General features: G+C 57.7%; 14 protein-coding genes. 7 read left to right on the forward strand and 7 right to left on the reverse strand.

Features of this window, described 5'->3' with window-relative positions:
- Positions 1-22 precede the first annotated feature (22 nt).
- Together ACQK2L_RS12480 and ACQK2L_RS12485 are read left to right on the forward strand one after the other, a co-directional pair.
- Entirely contained in the window at positions 23-379 is a 357-nt protein-coding gene (locus tag ACQK2L_RS12480; RefSeq protein WP_425397303.1) for a hypothetical protein, read from the forward strand.
- 242 nt (positions 380-621) lie between these two features.
- A complete protein-coding gene (locus tag ACQK2L_RS12485; RefSeq protein ID WP_425397304.1) occupies positions 622-1,572 on the forward strand; it encodes an ATP-binding protein in 951 nt (316 codons plus the stop codon).
- Between the two features lie 629 nt (positions 1,573-2,201).
- Here the strand turns inward: ACQK2L_RS12485 and ACQK2L_RS12490 are convergent.
- The 3 genes from ACQK2L_RS12490 to ACQK2L_RS12500 form a co-directional block, all read right to left on the reverse strand.
- Positions 2,202-6,209: a PQQ-dependent sugar dehydrogenase gene (locus tag ACQK2L_RS12490; protein WP_425397305.1), complete on the reverse strand. Its 4,008-nt coding sequence runs from the start codon at positions 6,207-6,209 to the stop codon at positions 2,202-2,204.
- 145 nt (positions 6,210-6,354) lie between these two features.
- Positions 6,355-7,917 carry a hypothetical protein gene (locus tag ACQK2L_RS12495; RefSeq protein WP_425397306.1) on the reverse strand — a complete coding sequence of 521 codons (1,563 nt, stop codon included), beginning with the start codon at positions 7,915-7,917 and terminating at the stop codon, positions 6,355-6,357.
- A gap of 83 nt (positions 7,918-8,000) precedes the next feature.
- Positions 8,001-8,549 (reverse strand): sigma-70 family RNA polymerase sigma factor, encoded by a 549-nt coding sequence (locus ACQK2L_RS12500; protein WP_425397307.1) that lies wholly within the window; start codon positions 8,547-8,549, stop codon positions 8,001-8,003.
- A gap of 562 nt (positions 8,550-9,111) precedes the next feature.
- On the opposite strand from ACQK2L_RS12500, the gene ACQK2L_RS12505 reads away from it, so the two are divergent.
- The 3 genes from ACQK2L_RS12505 to ACQK2L_RS12515 all read left to right on the forward strand — a co-directional run bounded on the left by ACQK2L_RS12505 (position 9,112) and on the right by ACQK2L_RS12515 (position 14,651).
- Entirely contained in the window at positions 9,112-10,206 is a 1,095-nt protein-coding gene (locus ACQK2L_RS12505; RefSeq protein ID WP_425397308.1) for a DUF1559 domain-containing protein, read from the forward strand.
- A gap of 99 nt (positions 10,207-10,305) precedes the next feature.
- Entirely contained in the window at positions 10,306-13,374 is a 3,069-nt protein-coding gene (locus ACQK2L_RS12510; RefSeq protein WP_425397309.1) for a PEP-CTERM sorting domain-containing protein, read from the forward strand.
- Positions 13,375-13,439: 65 nt separating this feature from the next.
- Positions 13,440-14,651, forward strand: a complete 1,212-nt coding sequence (locus ACQK2L_RS12515; protein WP_425397310.1) for a PEP-CTERM sorting domain-containing protein — start codon at positions 13,440-13,442, stop codon at positions 14,649-14,651.
- 571 nt (positions 14,652-15,222) lie between these two features.
- On the opposite strand, the gene ACQK2L_RS12520 is transcribed toward ACQK2L_RS12515, so the two are convergent.
- The 4 genes from ACQK2L_RS12520 to ACQK2L_RS12535 form a co-directional block, all read right to left on the reverse strand.
- On the reverse strand, positions 15,223-17,640 hold the full coding sequence (locus ACQK2L_RS12520) for a pectate lyase family protein (protein ID WP_425397311.1): 2,418 nt from the start codon (positions 17,638-17,640) through the stop codon (positions 15,223-15,225).
- A gap of 42 nt (positions 17,641-17,682) precedes the next feature.
- A complete protein-coding gene (locus ACQK2L_RS12525; RefSeq protein WP_425397312.1) occupies positions 17,683-19,212 on the reverse strand; it encodes a pectate lyase family protein in 1,530 nt (509 codons plus the stop codon).
- An 82-nt stretch (positions 19,213-19,294) separates the two neighbouring features.
- Positions 19,295-20,035 carry a DUF7594 domain-containing protein gene (locus ACQK2L_RS12530; protein WP_425397313.1) on the reverse strand — a complete coding sequence of 247 codons (741 nt, stop codon included), beginning with the start codon at positions 20,033-20,035 and terminating at the stop codon, positions 19,295-19,297.
- 123 nt (positions 20,036-20,158) lie between these two features.
- Positions 20,159-21,211 carry a PEP-CTERM sorting domain-containing protein gene (locus tag ACQK2L_RS12535; RefSeq protein ID WP_425397314.1) on the reverse strand — a complete coding sequence of 351 codons (1,053 nt, stop codon included), beginning with the start codon at positions 21,209-21,211 and terminating at the stop codon, positions 20,159-20,161.
- A gap of 501 nt (positions 21,212-21,712) precedes the next feature.
- On the opposite strand from ACQK2L_RS12535, the gene ACQK2L_RS12540 reads away from it, so the two are divergent.
- Together ACQK2L_RS12540 and ACQK2L_RS12545 are read left to right on the forward strand one after the other, a co-directional pair.
- A complete protein-coding gene (locus tag ACQK2L_RS12540; RefSeq protein ID WP_425397315.1) occupies positions 21,713-22,684 on the forward strand; it encodes a DUF1559 domain-containing protein in 972 nt (323 codons plus the stop codon).
- 92 nt (positions 22,685-22,776) lie between these two features.
- Positions 22,777-23,181, forward strand: coding sequence for a carboxypeptidase-like regulatory domain-containing protein (locus ACQK2L_RS12545; protein ID WP_425397316.1), 405 nt, complete (start codon positions 22,777-22,779; stop codon positions 23,179-23,181).
- The last annotated feature ends 10 nt before the right edge of the window (positions 23,182-23,191 follow it).

A 23,191-nucleotide genomic window follows, 5' to 3' on the forward strand; every position in this document is an offset into this window, starting at 1 on the left:
TCTCACCTCATTGGGGCCAGCCATGAAAGTTACCTTGCTCATCGTTCCGCCTGGGGGAGGCGAGTTAGACTACATGCTCGACTTCGACCTTCCTGCTATACCTAGAGTGGGCGATTATCTGAGCATCCAGAGAGCGGGTGGCAGTCCAGGTTTCGAATACTTTATTGTGAGACGTACGTGGTGGAGCCTTGAGCATCCACCAGTCGACGATGAGCAGGCAGTTTCAGGTACTCCGCCTGAGATTGGTTCTGTGAAGCGAATCGGCGTAGAGTGCGAGGTTGCGGAGGGTGCGGCTCCGACCGACGATCACAGGCGATCGTGCGAGATTTATAAGGCGAAGGGGCTCCCGCTTCGGGAGTTTGAAGACAGCGTATACTAGGTGCGATAACGGTTAGGTGTTCAATCCGTGGGCGGGTGGCCGCGCGTCCCGCTCTGCCAAATTTAATTGACATCCCAGCAGGGTCTGGTATCCTACTGGGGTCATCGCCAACGACCAGGAGCATGGCCCCTCAAAAGGATGGGCCGGTCGGTCTCACGACGGGAACGGTGGTGCAGTGTTACGCAGTCCGTACCAGCTGCACTTGAAATCCGTTTCCGTATCTAAGAGGCGAGAGGGCCATCATGTCTCCCAAGGCTAAGAGTCCGTCTGTACATCTGCAATCTTTCATTCTGAAACAAGGTCTAGTCCGCGACCGCGTCCGCAGTGTGGCAGCTGGTAAGGCAACCGGGACCTACCTATTCGGTCCTCCAGGCACGGGCAAGACTCACATCGCCCGCCAGACGCTGGAGGACCTGGACGTCCCCTATCACTATTGCAATGGTCACGTGACCCCGATGGGGCTGTTCGACGCTCTGGGGGAGCACTGCGACAAGGTCATTGTTATTGACGACGTTGGTGGTCTGTTCAAAGAGTCCCAAGCGATGAACATCTTGATGGCTGCTACGGGCAGGCAACGCGATGGGCATCGCCAGATTGACTACCAGCGGTCTGGTGAGCATCGCCGTATCTACTTCGATGGTGGACTCGTGATGCTGTCGAATCTGACTCTACACGACAAACCGTTGCAGCAGGCCCTCAAGAGCCGGGTACATTACACCGAATTCGATCCTACTCAAGATGAGGTCGAGGCATTCTTGCGAGACTACGCCTCGCGCAGCGAGGCCTCTATTGGCATGCCTCAGAGTGAGGCCCTGGAGGTGCTGGAGTTTGCTCTACAGTGCTGCGACGAATACAGCTGTCGGCTGGACTTCCGGCTCATGATCGACAAGTCTTGGCCTGACTACCTGCTGTGGAAGAATGGCAAGACGGATTCACGATGGCGAACGGATTCGCACTGGCAAGACCTTGTGCGGACCACCATCAAGGAACGAGCCGACGAAGTCTCAGAGCAGCCGCTGTCCAAGGCCGAAGAGATGCTGCTAGATCGGAACACGCTGGAGACGCTTGCCAGTCAGGGGCTAGCCGGTAAGCAACTACTGGCCGCATGGAACGAGAAGAGAGGCCAGAGCCACAGTCAGGCCACCATGTATAGGCACCTCAGAGCCATCAAGACTGAGAAAGTGAGAAAATGAGAATCTAAGAGTTGCAAGATTTCCCCACCTTTTTTGGAGCCAAAGAGATGATTATTCCTGGAGTAGTTTTCGCCCTGTCGTCTCAGCTTGATGTCGAGACGCCTGGAGAGTTGATCTATTTATTCAGAGACCCAGGTCCGGCAGTTACCTTTGCTGCCGCTAGGAAACTGCCAGACGATTGCAGATCGGTGGAACTCTCGATGACTGACGCGGGGGATCGAATAACACCTTGTCTAGAGCGACTCTCAGCTAGAGGTGCGAAGTGGATTACACTTGACCCTCCGCCTGAGAGCGATGACTCCGAGCTGACCAAGTATGCAGTTGATGAAGTCATTCGGCTAAACAAGAGCTGATAGATTTGCTGGTGTCTCGACACCTGCCCCCGTACAAAATGGGCCATTAGGGGCCATTAACGCTATCGGCCCCGATCAGAGCAGGCACTACAAAACACGTTGTATCCAGCGTTTCCCGCTCAAGTGTCCAGTCGTTTTTTAGCATTGTGATTCCGAAGGTCGGGGGTTCGATTCCCCTCAGCCACCCTCTTAGCTGGCAACGACTTACGTCGTTAGGAAGTCGCCTCTTCTTCGAGGTTGTCACGGTTCACCAATAGACTTCGCACTGCTTCGTCATCACAGGTCGAGTTCGAAAAAGTCGTCGAAGTCGGTGTCGGTGGACCGCTGCCAGGGCGTGTCGCCAAGGGCCGCTAGTGCAAGGTCCCGCGCGGTTGCGTCGCGATGGGGAGCCTCTTGGTTCAGTACTAGCAGGAGTGCACTTTGGTCCGGTGCCGACCCTGCGTACTTAGGACCACTGACGAGTCCGCCGCGGGCTTGATGAGAGGATGAGTCGCCTTGTTCTACCAGATCTAATAACCCGGAAGGCTCTTCTGCCCGGCTGTAGCTTGCCAGCAAGCTTGTCTCCGTGGTGGCAGTCTGCACGGCAGCTACAACTGGTGAAGCCTCTATTGCGGCGGCTTCCTCCACTCCCGCGCCTAGATGGTTGCGCCAAATCGTGTAGTCTGCGAGATCTACTCGTCCGTTGCCATTGCCATCGGCGGCCAGCAACAGATTGGATCCAAACGTGCTCTTCCACACGTTGTAATCATCTTGGTCCACGTCTCCATCGATGTCGTAGTCGCCTGGCTGTGGGTTTACGTAACGCACGCGGAAGATACGTGCACCACTAGCGGTGGGACCGCTGTCGCCCGAGTCTTCGTACAACGTGGAGAAATAGAGTCCATCGGGGCCAGCGGCCAACGCCACAACGCTGGCGTGCCCATTGCCGACGTACTCGACCAGCGACGTGGGGCCATCGACCAGGTCTCCGTTTTCGTCGAGCACGAACTCGGTGACTCGTTTTCCGTTGGCTTGCGCTCCTTGAGCGTAGGTGGGCCCCGACTCGCTGATGAAGGCGTGATCCTGCTTTTCGACGGGGAAGGCGCTGCCGTTGAAGGTCTCGGGCTGCACAAACGTGATGTTTACCGGAGCGGTTGAGGGATTCCAGTTGTAGATGGCGAAATTCTGCATCGAGGCGTTGCTGCCATCCCATAGGTAATTGACGCCCTCGTTCACCTGAGAGAAGCGGTCGACGCTGGGGCCGTTCTCAACCTGGTAGTGCGTGCCATCCGAAGCACGCCATGCGCCGCCAAACGGGTTGCGGAGTCCGTAGGCCCACACGTAGTCGCGCGCCGTGATGCCATCTCCGGCATCGTAGAAGGGATTGTCCGAGGGGGCGTCGCCATCGAGAGTCATGCGCAGCACTTTGCCGCGATATTGGTCGAGGTCCTGTGCGGTGCTGGCATTGAAACCGTCGCCATTGTGCACGTAGAGCATGCCATCGGGTCCGATGGTAACATTCGAGATCTGATGCGACTGTCCTTGAGTTTCCGGTTGCATGTTCAGCAGCACATCACGAGTATCCATACTGAGCCCGCCCGCGGTGCTAGTGATGTGTTCCACTTTCGGATAGTGGACCGCTCCGCCAGGAGGATCGCCGTTGTCGGCCAGCATACCGACGTACAAGTGATAGATTTCGGGATCGACCTCGTCACGCATGACAGCCAACCCGGTGAGACCCTGCTCGCCCGAACCCGAGATGGGGCCAGTGGGGTTGTAGTCCAACAAGGCAGTGGCGAACTCATGCTTGGTGCCATCGCGAGTCACCACCTGAATCGATCCGTAGAGCTCCGTGACGTAGTACAACGGGTCGTCGTGATTGGGCCCTGGATTGGGGACGAAGGTGATGTTCACCGGCAACCGATAATCGTTGCCAACTTCCTCGATGACGTATCCTGGTTGTGTGGTGACGTACGGGATGTCGAGGTTGGCCTCTCGCGCCAGATCGCTGAAGTCGGGCACTAGCTCGCCGGGATCGGCAAAGTAGGTGGCGCCGGACGACGAGACCCACAGTTCCAACTCTTCCATGGGATCCAACGTTACCGAGGGCAGGAAGATCGTATGCTGCTGCCCGTTGGCCTCGGTGATGCTGAGGTCGGATTGGGTAAGGTTCAACGCCTGCGAACCCGAAGCGATCACCACGCGCAGGTTGACGTGCTCGGAGAGTCCCGGGTAGTCCGTAGTGATGTTGCCGGCCGCGTCCGTGCCCGTGATATCCAATAGCGGATCGCCGGTCGCTCCGTCCTCCAGCCGCAACGACGGCGGAGTGCCCGTTTGTTGGCCTTCGCCGAAGAGCTGAATCTCGGCGATCTGCATGTCACCCACATTGGGATCCCGCAGCTCAGTGAAGACAATCTTGTACGAAGAGTAGGCAGTGTCGTTGTCGATCGCCACAACAGGGCCATCAGTATTGCGGGCCAGAGGGAGATCGACCGTGCCAAAATCAATCAGCGTCCATGGTTCGCCGTCGCCAAAACCGTGATTGGTGGAGTTGATCGGGCTGTTGGTGCCGTAGATCTCCCACGCCGATGGGTCGCGGCCTTCGGCGTCGTTGGCTGTGGTAATTCTAAAGCTCGTGGCCACCGAATTGGGATTCGATGGCGTGACAATCAGGCCCGAACGCTCCGCGCCAGTGTTCAGGTACTTGGTATTTGCACTTCCATCGATGGCGCTCGCTGGTCCCTCGTCCACCGGCGATCCGCTCGAAGGCCCACCGTCCACGTCCTGAATTGGAATAATAAAATCACCGGGGGCAAGCAGGCCGCCGCCGGATCCAGTCGTGTTCGTGTAGAGTTGGAAGTCGGCCAACTGCATGCTGTTGGCGTTTCCTGGATTCTTGACAGTAGGAAACACGACTTTGTACGACGTGTAGCTCTGGTTGTTCGCGAAGTTCTCGGCCCCATCGACCGCTTCGCGAGCGTTCGGTAGCGACAAACCACCGCTGGAAATCAACGTCCAGTTTTCGTCGCGACCGTTACCGTGGGCAGAGCTCGTGATCGGATCGTTAGTGCCGTAGATGATGTAAGCGTCGGGATCGCGCTCAACGGCGTCATTCGCGGTTGTGATACGAAAACTGCGTATCACGCTGCTTGCACTTGGTGTGACAATAAAGCCTGTGTCGAACTCGGCGAAGTTCAGGTATTTCGTTCCTGAGTCTCCATCCAGCACATTGAAAGCTTGCTCGCCTCCGGGCGAAGCGCTGTCGGTTCCCTCGTCGGAATCAAAGGCAATCACTGGATCGCTCGGAGAAAGGATGCCGGCGGCAGTCGGCAGATCCACTGGCACACCGAGAACGTTCAGCCACTCTGGCGTCGGGGTCTCGGCGATGTCCTCTAGTTGTAGCGGGAAGGTCACGCTGGCTGCGGCAGTGCTGAACAGCCGGGTCGAGTAGGCGCTTACCGAGCCGGTGTCGTCTCGGAAACGCGCGCGGAGTTCGTAGTCGGTATTCTCGTCGAGGGTTATCTCACCTGCGCGGTCGTTGAGGAAGATGCCATCGCCAAGATGCGTATGAAGTCGCTCGACGCCCTGAATGCCTAGCGTCTGCCAAACGGGCACGGGGGAAGCGCCCGTGGTCCAGATTTCCCAATCGGTGGATTGGTGCGAGTCGCCATTCGGGTCGTTAAACAGGATGGCTTCCATGTGTACATCGGCGGGGTTCACCTCCTGCCCGTCGAAGCTCGGTTCGGTGATCAATGGAGCCCCAGGTGCACCTGGATTGCCAGGATTCACTCCCACGATGTGAATGAAGTTGACGCGGGTGTCTTTCTCCCCCGCCGCTCCAACGTCCAAGGTGAGCCTTCCGTCCGCCACGGAGACTTGCATCGTCATTTGCTGGGCGTTGTCGGTGTCGGGCTGGTTGGTCCAGTAGTTGACGCCTTCGATGTTCACCGTGTGCAGGCCGTCGTTATTGTCAGGGTCGCCAACCGCGACGGTTACTTCGTAAGAGCCGTTTGTCAGCGCGAATTCCCAAACCTCGCCTGCCTCGACATGGATCAGCGTGTCGAGTCGTTGATCGGGCACCGCACTCCGTTCGCGAGATTGATCGGTGTGATCGGACGACCATCCAAAGGTCAGTCCGTCTCCGCGAGCGCCGAACTCCAAGCCGATATCGCGTACATAGCCAGTCGGAACCGACGCTTCGTCATTTTGAAAGTTCACCAAATAGGTATCACCCGCCAGTAGCTGGCGAGGTTCAAGGGTCTCTAGGTGAAACGATTGGGAGCCGTTACTTCGCTTTCGGAGCATGTCGAATCAATGAGGTTGTAGGGAAGCGGGTCGAAGGTCGCAAACGCGAGAAGAGTGGGGGAGATCAGCAATAGCGAGCGCATGGAGATACAGAGGAGCCAACGTTCTCAGGCGAGGCTGTGTCGCGAAATTTCAGGGCAGCGGTTCAATCCGTGAACCACGAGGCATGGACTCGGATATCGTTCCAGTCGACCCAAAGAGGTTTGTCCGGACTATCCTCGAAGCCGATTGAAACCCAGTTATCTCCCTCGTCCAGCACACTGTGTGGGGAGTCGATCCAGGTCCCTTCTCCGTCATCGGTCTCGGTAATGGATCTACCTTGGAGTTCGTACCGGCGTACCGTATCCGAATTGTTGTAGACGAGATAAATCCCACGCTGTCCCATCTGGAAACTGGAATCGCTAGTCCCTGGTTTGGAACCATCGTGTTGCCAGATTACCTGTCGGCTGTTCTCTTCGATGATGCGCACCGAGTTCTGCAGACTGGCCGAACTGGTGACCGCAATCAACAGCTTTTCGCCTGGACGAACGGCAAGCAGGTAGCCATTTTGCTTTTCCACGCGATTGAGCGGATCTTCGATCGAGGCAGGAACGTACGAGACGCCGGTCGGAACTCGACGAACTGGACCCTCTGGACTCGAGAAGTGAATGAAAGCACACATGTCGTTGAAGTCACGATCGCGATCGTCTTCCTCTCCAATCTCGACATTGCTGTAGCCGCTATCGTCGAATCCAATCACGAGAAGATCGTGAGACTCGAACAGCAGTGCGTAGTCGCTTTGCTTCCAATCTCCCGTACCATCCGGTCGTTCTACGCAGTAGGAGCCGGCAATCAGGAAGTTTCTCCGACCGGATGCATCATTGTTTACAGAGTAGTGCCCGATGCAACCAGTTAGTCTTTCGCTGTCCGCCGAGTTGCCAGCCGACAGGTTGTTGAAAGCAATCGTAGCGCCAGACATCCTTCCCTTCTGATTCAACTCGACCATGCCTAGCGCGTTTTGGCAGCAGGCGTCCGTGTCGACCCTCATGTCCATCCGCACGCCGGGTGGCACACTCACTACGTAGCCTCGGTCGCGCCCGCCAACGGACCGATCGATCCAGGCATTGCCGCCGCTGAGTTCCCATCCCGATTGATGGACCCCAGCAATCCCCTTGCTCTCGCGTCGTGGTAGCCATAAGCACTGGATCGCTTCGGTGCGGGTGATACGACTCAGAACCTCCAGGTCGCGAAGATTGCGAATGGGCAACGAGGCAAGCGTCGATTCGGCAGATGCACCTGCCTGCGAATCCCCACCAAGCTCAGTATTGTCTTGGGTCGATTGCGCGAGTGGTTGCAACTCGTCGCTCTGCGGTCGCAATAGTCCATAACCGATGACCAGCATCGCGGCGATTCCGGTCAGCAGCGCGATCCTGCGAGTCCAGTTCGGGGTAGCGACATCTCGTTCAACGCGATTGACTAGCGAGGCACAAGCACCTTCCGGCATGTCGCCTTGCTCAGCGGGTGCGACAACCGCCTGGGCGTTGAGGGAACTCTCGCCGAACTCGCAGCGGAGCAATGTTCCCAGCCGGGTCATGTTCGTATAGTGCGACTGGAGATCGGGCCTGTTTAATAGCAGGTCTTCCAATTTTCGAATTCGTTCCGCCGAGACGCCCTCATCCGCAATCTCGCAAACGATTCGATCGATCTCTGCCTTTTCTCGTTCCTTCATGCTATCCAACCGTTTATTAAATGTTCCTGCTTGGAAAGGCACTTTCGTGTCAATCTGTTACTCTGCACCTAAAATCGTCGCACCTACGTGCTCTCTGCCTCCGACATGTTCTGCTCGATACATTGAAGCAGGGCCTGTCTTATTCGCATCAGTCGAACCTTCACCGCCGAGATCGACTTGCCCGTCCGCTTGGCAAGAGCGGCAATCGAGAGTCCGTCTTCGTACCGCCGCCGAAGCAGATCCAGGTTGGTCTTGCTGGTGTTTTTCAGGCAATGCCTCAAGGTCACATGCACGGCCGTATCGTCGGGTTCATCGTTCGCCCGATTTGCCAGTTGGTCGATCAGTTCTTTGCTGAATACATGCCGATCCCGAACTCTATTTCGCACGTAGGCTTGCACTTGCCAGTAAGCCACCTTTTGCGCCCATGCCGAGAAACTCGTGCCGAGTTGAAACTCCTTGGCCTTTCGCCAGAGAACTAAGTTGGTCTCTTGGAGTACATTGTTCGCGGCATGCGGGTCGGCCAGCAACATCGTAATGTAGTTGATAAGCGACAGTTGCTCGCCCACCAGAAGTTGAACGAACTGTTCTTTTTCTCGATGCAGATCGCTCGAATCGGGCTTTGCTTCCGACATCGAAATTCCCTCAGTCTGTGGCTGTAAGTAGGCCCGTTGGCGAGTGTAGGTATTGGATACGTGCTTTCCAGAGGGCGAGGATTTGTCCACGCTCACCCTGCGGACAGCGGATTACCGCCAACGGTGGTTCACACCTACGCATGGCACACTGTGTGTACGACAAGCTAGGAGTACATCGCCAGCGGTCCACTGTGGTAGGCCCGTCGTCGATCTACTTCTCCAATTACTAAATACCACAACATTCGCATTGGTTACATGTTGTGCAGGGTGGCGCTGTTCCGTGTGCGGGAAACACCCTGCAGGTGATTGACCTGTGTGAATCACCGCAACTTTGGTGGTCAGATGTAACCAAGTGGCAGCTTTTTGGTATCTGTAAGGTAGCGCGGGAAGTGCATCAGCCTTCCGCTCTTGTTTGTTGGTGTGCAATCCGCAGTTTCAAACACTTTTCCCCGATCTGTTTTAGATAAGACGCCCACTTCCGCCTCACTGCGCTACCGGTATGTCCCGTTGCGAGGCAGTTCAAATTTATTGCTGGTCCATGTTGGAATTCAGAAAGGATCCCATGACTTCCGTAGCTTCCAGACCACGTCGATCGAGCTGTTCGCCCGGCTTTACGCTGGTGGAACTGCTTGTGGTAATCGCCATCATTGGCATCCTGGTGGCCTTGCTGTTGCCCGCAGTGCAGGCCGCCCGCGAGGCCGCGCGGCGGACGCAGTGCACCAATAACCTGAAGAATCTGACCCTGGCGATGGTGAATCATGAGTCGACTTACGGCCGGCTCCCATCTTCCGGTTGGAAGGGGCACTGGGCGGGCGATCCTGATCGTGGTCATGGGAAGGATCAGCCAGGCTGCTGGGCATTCAGCATTCTTCCATTCATCGAGCAGCAACAGCTCTATGATCTGGGGACTGGCAAGACGGGCACTGCTCGGTTTACAGAAATGCAGGTGCGAGACACCACCCCACTCTCGGTCATGAACTGCCCCTCGCGCCGTTCCGGTGGTCCCTATCCGACACTTGGTGGTGCCCAGGCGCTTTCTGGTGACGGCACCGGCCGGGCTGCTCGCTACGGAATGCCACAAGCTGCACGCGGCGACTACGCGGCTAACGTCGGCGATGAGACCCTATTCGATGGAAAGTGCCTAACCATTGCCCCCGATAGCTACGATCGAGAACTATGGTCGGCCGATTTTCCCCCGCGTGCGGATGAGTACTCAGGAGTCTCTTTTTGCGGCACCGCTGTGAAGCTGCGCCAAATCACGGATGGGCTGACTCACACCATTGCCCTCGGCGAGAAGTGGGTGCCTCAAGACTACTTCGACGGCACCAATATCTGGGCTGCGGACGACTGGGGAATGTATGTAGGTTTTCAAGACGACACGGTTCGCTCCACCTTCTACACGGGAACCTCACGAGCCGGCGTTCGTCGTAAAGCCACCCACTTGCCACGATCGACCGGTGAGTCGCTGGATGATGTGATCGCCGATGTCGGAGCTAACGTTGCTCGCGAGCTGTTTGGCAGCTCGCATCCGAGCGTTTGCCTGTTCTCGCTTTGCGATGGCTCTGTCCAAGGTATTGCTTTCGACGTGGACCCCGAGACTTTCCGTCAGATGGGGGCACGTGCCGATGGAGGGGACCCCAAGATCGCTGTTCGATAAGCCCTTGGCTCATCCCGCTACAGATTTGAGTCATTCCAAGCCGCCCCAGCGCGGCGTTCCATACAACCTGTTAAACAAGTCGACAACTGGGAGATTCTTATGAAGCGTTGCGTGTTCTGCTTGGCAGCAGTCGCCTTTGTAGCTCTGGTGAATCCAGCCTTTTCCTTTAACATCTTAACGCCAAGCGATTTCATCATCGCCATCGATACGGACTTTGAAGCGGCCGTGAGCAACGAGAACGGCGGCGAGCCCGCGACGAATGCCATCGATGGCACTCTCAATAAGTATCTCAATTTCGGAAGAATCAACACAGGCTTCCTGGTTACCCCTGGAAGTTCCACCGTGCAAAGCATGGTGTTGACCACGGCGAACGACGCGATTGAAAGAGACCCCGCTTCGTACATTCTTCAGGGCACAAACGTCGACCCCATGCTGGGAACGGCAACCCCACAGACTCCGAACAATGGCACCGGCAACGAGATCGACTACATGTGGGAGACCATTTCGCAAGGCACATTGGCTTTGCCGGATACCCGCGATACCGTAGCGGCAGCTATCGATTTTGCGAACGCGTCCGCCTACTCTTCTTACCGCCTGTACTTTCCCGACCTCAAGAACATCGGCACGGCGAACAGCATGCAAATCGCTGAGGTTCAGTTCTATTCTGGCCTGGGCGGGGGCGGCTCGGCCATCTTGGCCCCTACTAATCCGATCGTTGCCATTGCAGATGATACCCCTGTCCCTCAAAGCTCCTCACCCCCTGCCGAGCTTCCGGAAAAAGCCATCGATCGTATCCTGTCGACGAAGTACCTCAACTTTGCCGAGGAGCGGTCGGGCTTCATCTTGACTCCTTCTGTTGGCGCCACGGTGGTTGATAGTTTCAGTATTACCACTGGAAACGACGCTCCTGAGCGGGATCCCACGAGCTATGAAATCTGGGGAACCAACGAGGCCATCACCACTCCCAACAACGGCATTGGAAACGAACAGAACTACACTCTGATCTCTTCTGGTGCGATCGAACCTCCGGTCGAACGTGGTGTGGAGAGCCCCACCGTCTCGTTCACGAATACAAACTCGTACACTTCTTACAAGGTTGTGTTCCCCACGGTACGGGACGCGGCTATCGCCAACTCCATGCAGATTGCGGAGTTCTCCCTGAATGCTGTTGATGTCTCCGCACTAGTCATCAATCGCAGCGGCCCGAATGCTGGAACAGGCTACATTCGTGCCGACGAAGCCTTTTCGATCGGCAGTTACTCCATCCAATCGCTTTCCGGACTATTGCTCCCTGACGGCTGGGATTCGATTACCTCCACCAACGCCGATCCTGCGGATGGATGGACGGAAACCAGCAGTACCGCCAACGAGTTGTCCGAAGAAGACGGCCAAGGCGTTGGTGCTGACGACGGTTTCCCCCTCGCCATGGGTGGCCAGCTCAACCTGGGGGCTGCCTTCCAGGTGGTGCCAACGTTCTTCGCCGACGGCACCACGCCGACCAATTGGGAAGACGCCATCTTCACGCTGTTCGACGAGAACGGAGACATCATTGGTGGTCTGACCGAGTTCGTTGGCGACCCCGTTCCTTGGGGCGACTACAACGGCGACTTGGTAGTGAACGCTGCCGACTGGCCCCTTTTCCGTGCTGGCCTGGGTGGTGACTACTCGGAACTTTCTCAACTTGATGCCTACCTGAACGGCGACCTGGACGGTGACCTCGACAGCGACCTCGACGACTTCCACATCTTCGTCGATCTCGCTGGCGGTGCAGCGGCCTTGTTCGGAGCCAGCCAGGTTCCTGAGCCCTCCACCATCGGAATCTTGGCCATCGGTGGTCTGATGCTCTGCGGAACACGCCGATTTCGTGGCATTGCGGCGGCCATGTTCACTGTGCTGCTTGTGGCCATGGGATCAAATTCTCAGGCGCAGTCCATGCAGAATTTCTCGATCGTCCAAGGGTCGAATAATCCCCCCGTGACCTCGATTCCAGCTGGTCAGGAGAACGAAAACGAGACCTCCACCCCTGCTGAGTTCTTCGACGACACCATTCTGGATGACCCCGGGCAGATTCCCTTCGATCTCTTCGCTACCGATTACAACGATCCCGAGTTGTTCCCCACCGGCCCTCCCAATCAATACGCGGGCCTGGGCGCCGATCCGAAGGTCGTCTTTTTCGACTATGGAACTTCCGTATCGGCCAACTGGTTTATGTACGCTCAGCGATCCGGTGGCGATCCAACCGCCGACCGAGTTGGCAAGTTCGAGTTCTGGTTTAGCAACAGCGACTTCGCCGGCACGCTTCCAGGGACCGATCCCGATTCCGTTGTGGACATTCTCCCGAACGACTCTCGATTGGTCGACAGTACGCTTCGCCCCTATTCGTTGAGTGGCGATCGGACAGGGCGGTACGTCGCCATGCGGCTTACTGTCTCCGAACTGTCGGCCGGGCAACCTGTCAACAACATTGGTGGGCATGAGTTCCGTTTGCTCAATGGACCTAGCGACGTGGTTCTGGATGTTGATCGGGGCACTGGCGAGTTAACCCTGCGGAATAACCTGGCGGGTGCTGAGAACATCTTCATGAAGGGCTATTCCATTGAAAGCCCCGGTGGTGGGTTGGATGCTTTGAGCTTCGATGGAGTCGGAGGCGATTCGGTGTTCACTTTGGGCGACGGATCAGGCAACGGATGGGAAATTGCGGGCGGATCGGACGAGTCTCGGCTGATTGAGGCCTTCTTCAGTGGCGAGACCACCTTTACCGCAGGCACGGGGCCTGTGAGTCTGGGCAACGCCTACAACAACCTTTCGGGCCTTGAAGACCTCATCTTTAAGTGGACCAACTCGCAAGGTGAGACCTACAACGGGCGGGTCGAATACAGTGGAGTCGCACCAGTTCTGACTGGCGACTACAACGGCGACGGCACCGTGAATATCGCCGACTACACCGTCTGGCGAAACAACCTGGGCGGAACCGCTGTGCTCCCCGGCGATACCACGCCCGGCTCGGTCACCGCGGCTGACTTTGACGTATGGAAAGCCAACTTCGGCGCGTCGTCGGGAGCGATCGGTGGAGTAGCCGCGGCTAACGTTCCTGAGCCTTCCACCGCGTTGTTGGTCCTGCTCGGTGCGTCGACTGCATTGCTTAAGCTTCGTCGTTTTAGTGTGTGATGTACTTCTAGTTGAAATGTAAAACGTTCTGAAACTCTTATCTTGTCCCCTGGAGAAATGTACCAATGACGCGACACCTGCTGATTGCCGCCGTGGCGGCCACAACCTTGGCGGTGCTGACGCCACCGGCGAAGGCCGTCAAACTATTTGACGAGAACGACAATGTTCTCGCTATCGACCTCGATATCGCCAGCGCCTCACCTGGGCATGGCAACGAGAACAGCGACAAGGCAGTCGATCAAGTTTTTATCCCTGGCCCTCCTACTTCGGGCACTACGAAGTATTTGAATTTTGGCAAAGAGCAAACCGGTGTTATTCTCACACCAACCACCACCGGGACGATTGTTCAAAGCCTTCAGCTACGAGCTGCCAACGACAGTCCTTCGCGCGATCCTCTGACCTACGAGCTCTACGGCACGAATTCGGCGATTAACAGCCAGCCACATAGCCTCGGCGATGGGGAAGCTTGGACGTTCATTGGTTCTGGCTCTACCGGCCTTGATGCCGATCCAGGCCGGCACGAGCTTGGGACGACACAGGACATCGTCAACGGTGCAACCTACGACTCCTACAAGATTGTGTTTCCGAGCATTCGTGACACGAATGCAGGTGACGCCGACTCGATGCAAGTCGCCGACATTCAGCTGTTCACGGATCTTGCTGGTGGCGGTTCTGCTCTGTTGAGTACCACGACCCTTACCGTGCCGATTACGCACGATGCCGTGAAGTCCAACAGCAGCTATCCCGGAGGCGAGGCCCCCAGGTTCGCGCTCGATGGCATCACGGATGTCGGGGGTAACAAGTACCTTAACTTTGCTGATACGAATTCGGGTTTGATTGTCTCTCGTGCGGACGGGAAGCCGACCGTCGTCACTTCGCTCACGTTTACTACTGGCGGCGACGCTCCTGGGCGTGACCCCTTGGAGTGGGCACTTTATGGTACGGACGACGCGATCATCAGCGGCGATAACTCCCGAGGTGATGCCGAAAACTGGACCCTGGTCGACACGGGACTGACCGACCTGCTTCAGTTCCCCGAAGGCGATATGATCGGTCGCAACCAGACGGGCGCTGCCCAGTCGGTTGGCAATTCGACTCCCTACGGAGCTTACCGTCTGGTATTCACCGAACTCCGCGGCGGGCCGGCTGAGGGCATCATGCAAGTTGCAGAAATCAACTTCAATGGACGCGTTATTCCTGAGCCCAGTTCGATTGTAATCCTTGGCATGGGAGCGATTGCCGCAGTGGCTTTCGCCCGTCGTCGTCAAATGAAATAGGAAGCGTTCACCCTAGCCAAGATCCGGTTGGGCAGTCCGGGTCGACGCTATGGCACGTTTCCCACCTTGGACGCCCAGTGGACTCCACTGGGCGTCTTACTTTTTATACAGCCGTTCCGAGTACCCAACGCGTGGGCCTCAATGCGTACTGCTGGGCCGCTTCTGTCCGACACGACTCTTGGACCCTGGAGTTTTGCCCCACGGGTTTTGTCCCTAAATTCGATCCATGGGCCCAAAACCCCAAGCGTTTTGGACCCGTCCAGTTACTAAAACCCCTTGTTTTCTCGGCTAAACCATTCGGGGGGTGTGACAGACCCCTCCGCGTTGTTCCCCGCATGTTTTTGATAGGGACAAAACGATAGCTCCGCGCTACGAGCACCTGTAGCTACGCTCACCAGAGCGTGGAGGCCCCACCAAGGACCCATGGCAACTCGCGCAGACAACGTCAGCCGCGAGGTCTCCACCGTCTGGCGACGGTAGCTACAGATCTCTGCAAACCCATTAGATCAGGTCGAATCGCGATATCTACCGCGATTTGTTTACATCTCCCCGAATTCAACGATTCGAGTGTTTAGCTGCGTCGGCGGATCGAGGTGTGCAGGGCGAGGAGTCCCAGGCCGAGAAGAAGTACCGTGGAGGGTTCTGGTACGTTGGCGGTGGCCGCGGCTGAGTCCAGGCTGCTGCCGAAGTTGGTCTTCCAAGTCTCGTACTGCAGCGTTCCGATTGTTCCTCCGTCGTCGTCGTTCGGCAATGTGCCGGCTGGGGCGCCGAGGTGGTTTCGCCATACGGTGTAATCGGCCAGGTTCACCACGCCATCGTCGTTGTAGTCGCCCGGCAACTCGGGGCCGCTGGTCACCACCGACAGAGTCCCGGCGGTGGCCAGTTGCGATTGGTCCCAAGCCAGCCCACTATCGAGTTCAGGCAGGTCGACCAAGCCGAAGTCGATGGTGAACCCACCGGTCCAACTGAGTAGCTCGAACGAATCGCCAGCGGCCGGCGAGAAGTCATCCAGCAGGACCACTTCGAGCGTACCGGCCAGCGAGAGGTCGCCCAACACGTCCAGTTGATCGTAAGTCGACGTGGAGGCGAGTTCCATCAGCAGCGAGCCGTCTGCCGTTTGAGTGAAGTTGCCATCGATCGACCAGAGACCTGGGGAAAGGCCAGGGGACACGGTGCCTTCGTTCATGATCTCGCCCATGACATCTCCAGCACCAACCAGCGTTCCCATCGGCGCCACGTGCACCAGGGGGGCGATGAGTTCAGCGCCTGACTCGATGGTTAGCGTGCCGGTGGCGTCGGCGCTGCCGACTTGAACGGATTGTTCCACTCTCAACCAACCAGAGGCGATCTGTAGCGACGCGTTGTCGCCGGTTTCGGGGGCAATCCACAGGCGTCCTGCGTGCTGACCCACCGCATCGACGACCACACTGCCGGTGCGAATCACCGCGTCGTCGAATCGGGCCGGTTGCCAATGGCTGCCAGCGGTCACTCCACCATCGTCGGTCCGCCAGTTCGTGATGACCGCGTAGCGATTGTTGGTGCCCCCTTCGAATACGATCGGCGCCGGCGCGGGAAACGCGCCCTTGTCGTTGATGAACTCAATCAGGTTGATGTACCCGTCGTTGTCGAAATCGCTGTTCCAAGTGAGGTCGCCGCCGTGCATCTCCTCCCAGGCGTCTTCCATTCCATCGTTGTCGGCGTCGTAGCCCGCCGGGTGCGATTGCTGGGGTGCGGTCAGCAGGCCATTCAACTCGCTGGAAATCGGCGCCGAGGCTCCAATCGGCACCCCGGTGAAGTCCTGTACGTTGCCAATCACGCGGGCGTCGATTGCATCGCGGTCCCACCACCAGTTGCCCACGTGGTCGACCACCTGGTTGTAGGCATCGGTGGCCGTTTGAGTGGTCACCGCGGGAGTCGCGAAAGGACTCGCCATTTGGGTGAGCGTCTGGTCGGTTTGGTTGTTGATCGTAAACATCGACCAGCCGGTGTCGCTGCCATCCAGTACCGAGTTCTTGTTGGGATCGATGAAGTTGCCCGACTGGTAGACGCGAGTGTCGACATTCTTGTCGACGCTATAGGCAATGTTGGCGTTTCCCGTTGTGCCGGGACCGGCCACGATGTAGTTGCCGACGAAGTTCACATCGGTGTACTCTTGGTTGGGAGGCGACGAACTGCCTCCGGTGTAGCTCGCGCGGTCGCGGAAGTTGTACACCACGTTGTTGCGAAAGTCGGCCGTCAGCGTGGCTTCGTTGTACGTGCCGAAGCGCGCTTGTCGGCTGGCATTGTTGGCGTACAAGTTGTGATGAAAGGAGACCTGGGAGTCGATGCGCGGGCGAATCAAGGAGCCGTAAGCATGACTGCTGTCTAGCGCGTCGTGGATCGACGTGTACTGTACGGTAACGTTGGTGTTGTTGTTGGCCACCGACAGAATTTCGTCCTCCGACCAGGAGGCGGATACATGATCGATAATCATATTGGTCGCGACCAAATCGCCTGCTCCATCTCCGCCGGCGAACGTCAGCGCGTCGTCGCCGTTGCCGTTGCCTTTGCGAAACGACATGTACCGCAGAATCACGTTCTTGTTCTCTTTGTTGGAGCTATGCGTGATTTGGGTCTTGTCGCCGTAGACCGTGATAGGGCCGGGAGCCGTCTGGCCAGCGATGTAGTAGTTCGAGAGGTTCTTGATATCGAGCTTGCCGCTGGTCAGTTGGATGGTGCCGCCCACATCGAACACGATGATTCGGTTCGAACTGTTCTCGTCGAACGCATCGCGGAACGATCCGGGCCCCGAATCGTTCAGGTTCGTAACGTGGTACACGGTAGCGTTGGAGAACCAACCCGCCGCAGGCGCGGTGCCTGTGAAGGTGCCGCCATAGCCCTCGGCGCCCGGAAAAGCTGGCATCTGCGCTGTAGAGTTGTCGAGAATCGCAAGCAAACCACCAACCACGGCGATTGCGAGACCGATCCACTTGGTTGAAACCTGCTTCATCTGTGTTCCTGCGTTGTTGAGATCGCCGCTGGCCGCATCGGGTTACTCTAGTTCCGGCTGCGCCACGTCGTTTAGGTACGTTTCGAGGTTGGTGTAACCGGCACTAGAGAGTGTCGTTTGGCGTTGGTCGTTCGGATTGTTGGCATCGAGACCATGTCGGGCTTCCCACTCGTTGGGCATGCCGTCGCGGTCGGTGTCGAAATCCTCAGGCCGTTTCGTCATCTTCAGGTCGTCGATGCCGGGCAAAACTCCTCCCACACGAAGTTCTTCCTGCGAGTCGATCAGGCGCCCGGTGCCTGTGGCGAACGAATCGATCACGCGGTGGTCGACCTCATCGCGCCACAACGAAGCGCCGACGTGCTGCTTCACGCTCTCCACGGCCTGATCCGCCGAGAGGACCTTGGTCTCGAGGTTATCGATAAACTCAAATGGGGGATCGGCTGCTGCGATTTCATCGTCGTCGTTCATGTCGTGAAATCCAGCGGCCACGTCGTCCGGTGTGTCGATCAACTCACCGTTGCACTCGCCATCAACGGTTCGATCGTGCACATTGCCCGCATGCCGGACGAAGGTTGGCCCGGTGGGCGTTCCGCGAAAGAAGTACTTGGCCTTCTTGGCCGATCCGTTGGCGTAATAGTTGCCCAGCAGATTGATGCGCACCTGCCCGTCGTTGCTCCGATGCGTGGCCTGATTGCCCCAGTTGTACACCAGGCAGTTGACGAGATTTACATCGGCACGGCGGCGATCTTCCTCTCGTTGTCCGCGGTCGAGACGTTGCTGGCCGGCGATCGAGGGATTGCGCGCGTCGTGGTGCGCCCACATGTTCTGGTAGAAGGTAAACCCGCCCACGCCGGCCGCCTGATCGTCGGCGGTGAGTTCGCCACGCACCAACGATCCATAACCGTGCGAACCCTTGGCGTGGAACGACCGCTTGAGGCTTTCGGCGATCAGACAGTGCTGCACGGTGACGTCACGGCACTTGGTCACCGAAAGCGTCTCGTCCATGCCCCAGGAGACCGACAAATGATCGAGCAGAATTCGCTCGGCATCGCCGTGAATCGCCATGGCGTTGGCCGAACTGGCGTCCAGGTCGTTGTTACCGCCCACGAAACCGGTTTGTTGCCCATCTTCGTGGCGGGCGTGGAAATCGCCCAGCCGGATGCGCAAGTGGCGTATCACCACGTCGGAGCATTGGCTGATCTCCAACGGATAACCCCACAGCGTGACCCCGCCCGGCGAAGTCTGTCCCGCGATGGTCAGGTTGTTCTTCAGAATCTCCAGCGGGCATTCCAGCGCGATCGGCCCACTCACGTCGAACACGATGGTCCGCGGGCCTTCGGCCGATCGCACGGCGTGGCGAAGGCTGCCGGGGATTTTTGGCTCATCGGCGTTGGAGTTGTAGTCCCGCAGGTTGGTGACGTGATACACATCGCCGCCGCGTCCGCCGGCGGTGCCCGACGCTTGTCCCACGGCGCCGGGAAACGCCGGCAGTTCCCCGAACGTGGCCCCGGTGCTAAGCACCATGGCAATCGCCAAGCCTACCGCTATGCCGTTTCTCTGCCGTGAACGCATGGTTAGCCGACGTGGAATGAAGAAAGCGGCGCCCCGAACCCGAAGCGCCGCATAGGAAAAAGCTCTTAGCATCTCTTGTCAATCAACGCCGGCGCACCGCCACGCCTGCGACGAGGGTCAACAAGCCCAGCAAGGCAACGGAACTGGGCTCCGGAACGAAGCTCAAGTTGGGCGCCGTGCCCGACTCTTTTGGCCAGAACCGCGCCTGATTGCCACTGGTGGACTCGTTGGCCCTTAGGATCAGGAAGGTGACTTCGCCGTTCGTGTCGGCGTTCACAAACGCATCAAGGGCTGCACTGGAGAACGAGTATTCCTCGTCGAGTACTTGTGGCCCATAGCCCTGACCGGGAACCAGCAGCGTCAGGTTGGCCACGTCCAGGTCTTGGATCTCATCGAAGGTGGCGCCGTTGCCGCTTTCGGTGGCTGGATCCACACCGTCCGGCAGGAGCCCCGGAGCGTTGTTGTAGGTGACCGTGGATTCGGTCCAAGCGGTCTCGTCGGTGTCCGTCTCGTTGAGACCATAGAGCTTCAGTTCGTTACTCGAGCTGGAATCGCTTCGCTGCCAGTACAAGTTGAGCGAGAGTCCGCTGACTCCAGCTGGAATATCCGTGGTGGGGAAGCGTAGCAGGATTACGTCGTTGTCGTCGGCGTCGAGATCGGTCCGGGCGTTCATCTGATCGTTCCCGTTTCGATTGCTGTCTGCGCTGTCTTCGCGAACCCAGGTGTCGTGGGTCGCGTCGACGGTCGCGGCAAGCGATGGTTGCAGGAGCGTCAGGCAAGCGAGGCCCGCACACGTGGCAATAGCCCAATGTAGTCGTCTCATTAGAATCTCCCAAGCTGTTCGGACTAGGTTTTGAAAGGACAAGGAGTTTGAAAAGTATTCGCGGTTAAAAAGACCCACCGGCGGTGCGCGAACACCGCCGATCGGTCTTGCTGCCCTATCTACTTACTTGGCCATCGCTCGACGGCGCACTGCCAATCCCAACAATCCAGCGACGGAAATCAGCACTACCGTCGCCGGTTCGGGAACTGCCGGACTCACTCGCAGATTGCTGAGCACCACTGCATCGACGATCACAGTGTCGTCACTGCTATCGAAGTAATTGATCGTCCAGGTGTAGGTGTTGCCTCCGAAGTCGGCGGATACATCCGAACCATCCGGTAGCCCGATGAACTGATTGTCGTTCGAAAGCCGATCGGCCTGAATCAACACGATGTCGCCAGCAGGCGGGACGTCCGACAGGCCGAGTTCCAGACCCAACCCATCCATTTGGACATCGTCCCTGGCTACCAAAGGAGTTACGCCACCCGCATCGAGAACGAAGCCTAGCGCGATGGGGGTTCCGACGTCGGCAGCCGTGTCGGTCTTGAGGTCTTCAATCTCAATCGAAGTGGGACCTGTGCCGACGATCTCGAACAGTGCCGAAGCGTGGGTCACGGGGGCCGCTGGCGCACCGCCACCCAGGTCGACCGTGCCGGAAGATTGGAGCGAGCCACCTCTAATGGAGTAAACCGAGCCCATGGGAATCGCATCGCCGCCAGCCGAGAGCTTGATATCGGTGCCGGAGCCGCCGGTAACAATCACGTCGCCACCGGTCTGGATGAAGTAGGCCGTGTAGTCAGCCATGGCGAGATTCGAATCGCTGCCGTTGCCGATTTCGCTATCCTGACTGAGGTTTAATGTTCCCCCCGTCATCAGGAATTGAATATCTCCCAGATCGTCATCTCCACCGCCACCGAGGTCGAGCAATGTGGGAGAATGGTTGCCGGAGCTGAGGGTAACGGTAGGAAGTCCGTCGACTACCGGCAGTGGGTTGTTGACGTCTTGCAGAAATATCTCTGCCACGTTGCCATCGGGCAGCAGATCGTCAGCCCAGTTGGTTACTTGTTCCCAGGTGCCGTCGCCGTTGTCGTTGTCAAACTCAACAGCGTAGGACGGCGTGTAGCAAAGCAATGCTAGCGCAACCGCAATTGATGCTCGTCTTAAGAAACAACTCATCAGCTCCTCCTGGAAGTAAAGCAGAATGTTGAGAAGAGCGCTGGGAGCCAGACCGTCCCAAACGTCACAAGCAATAGCTGATCGCCTGGTGAAAACACACTTGGCGACTATCTCCTGTCTAGACTACCCGCTCGACGCAAGGTCATCAAAGCATTGATTTGCAATATCTGGGCCGTTATACGCAAAGGAGCTGTGCGGACACCCGCCCAGTTCTGCGTGCAACCGAAGTCGCTGCGTGGTAACTGCAAATGCGGATATTGGCCTGCGGATTGCAAACCTGTCTATAGCTGACCGTATTGCCAAGGTGTATAACGAAGCTATTGAGAATCACACTCGACACAAAGCAGTGGGAGTGGGCATTGCAAAAGCCCACTCAGGCTGTCCACAGCAGGGTTAGGGTTGGTTCCAGGCGTAGGCACCCCCGATGGGCTGGAAGCTCCCGGTTGCCAAGCTTTTCCCTGCGACAAATCGTCTTATCGTAATTGTTGAAGGACTAGTGCCATGTTAGATCGGCATGACCCACGGCGACATGTTCATTCGCCCGCTCGGCGCGCCGCGGCGTTTACCCTCGTCGAATTGTTGGTAGTGATTGCCATTATTGGCATCCTGGTAGCATTGCTCCTGCCAGCAGTGCAGCAAGCGCGCGAAGCCGCGCGACGCACCCACTGCCTGAACAACTTGAAGCAGGTTGGTCTCGCGGTGCACAACTACCACGACACCCGCCAAGAGTTGCCTCCTTCCAGAATCGCAGATGGACTTGCGACCTGGGCGTGGCTGATCCTGCCGCACATGGAAGAGCAGGCGCTATACGATCGTTGGGACATGTCGCAAGGTTGCTTCTACGACAACACGGAGGATGTCGTGCAGACGGTTGTCACCGGTTACATCTGTCCTTCGCAAGACCACGAAGGGAACTTGAGGCTCTTGCCCCACAATCATACACATTCACATGGCCAGGACGATTACCTGGCTTCAATTGGCGATTATGGTCCGAGTCGACATTCCAGTTGTGTGAGACCAAGCAGATCGAGTACCCAGAACCATGGTAAAGTCATGGACGGGGCGCTTGTACCGGGACGCGTACCCGGTGGAGGAATCCCGCGAACCATCGAAAGATACTCCTCCTACACCTCGTTCAAGCGAATAACTGACGGAACTAGCAAGACCCTGTTGATTGGTCACCTTGGCAAGCAGAGCGCCGAGTCGCGCCACGTGTTTGGTGGGGGCAATCCAGCTGGAATCTCGGCGGGAGCAAACTACCCGTTCGCGTTGGGCCCCGATGAGCCAGGGTTTGGCGGACCGCATCATGGTATCGTCCCGTTTGTCATGGTGGATGCGAGCATCCAATCGATTCCTAGGGATACCGATCCAAACGTGATTGACCGCATGGTCACCCGGGCCGCTAACGATATCTATGAGTTAGGGACGGTGGTGAGCAGTTGTGTGCCTCCGCCGACCACCAATCCGTTTTAGGATTTGGCCTGTATTTCCAAGCATGTCACTGGATGGGGGTGCGGTTGCGCCTTCGTCGAATTGGATTACTATCGATCAACCGAATGGCACCCATGCGACGACTCGCGATTCCAACTCTGTTGCTCGGGATTCTGACCTGCGTCGGGTGTAGCGATCGGGCGTACGTGCAGGGACGGGTGACGCGCACCGATGGCTCGCCGGTGGTGAAGGCGCGCGTCATTGCGCGTTCTGCCGACACTGGAACATCGGCCCACGGCCTGACCGACGAGTCCGGCGACTACGCCCTGGGCGTGATGGAAAAGGGCGATGGGCTACCGCCCGGTGAGTATACCGTGGTGATCGTGGAGGACCTCGGCGAATTCGAGAGCCCCAAACCGGCCACCGTCCACCCGAACTATCGGCATCCGACAACCTCCGGGCTGTCGCTGACGCTCGAGCCCCGCGAGAAGCGGGCCTTCGACCTAGAACTAAAGCTCCCCCCCGGGAGAAGCAACTAAACGGCTACAA

This window comes from Aeoliella sp., assembly GCF_965227375.1.
GTDB lineage: Bacteria > Planctomycetota > Planctomycetia > Pirellulales > Lacipirellulaceae > Aeoliella.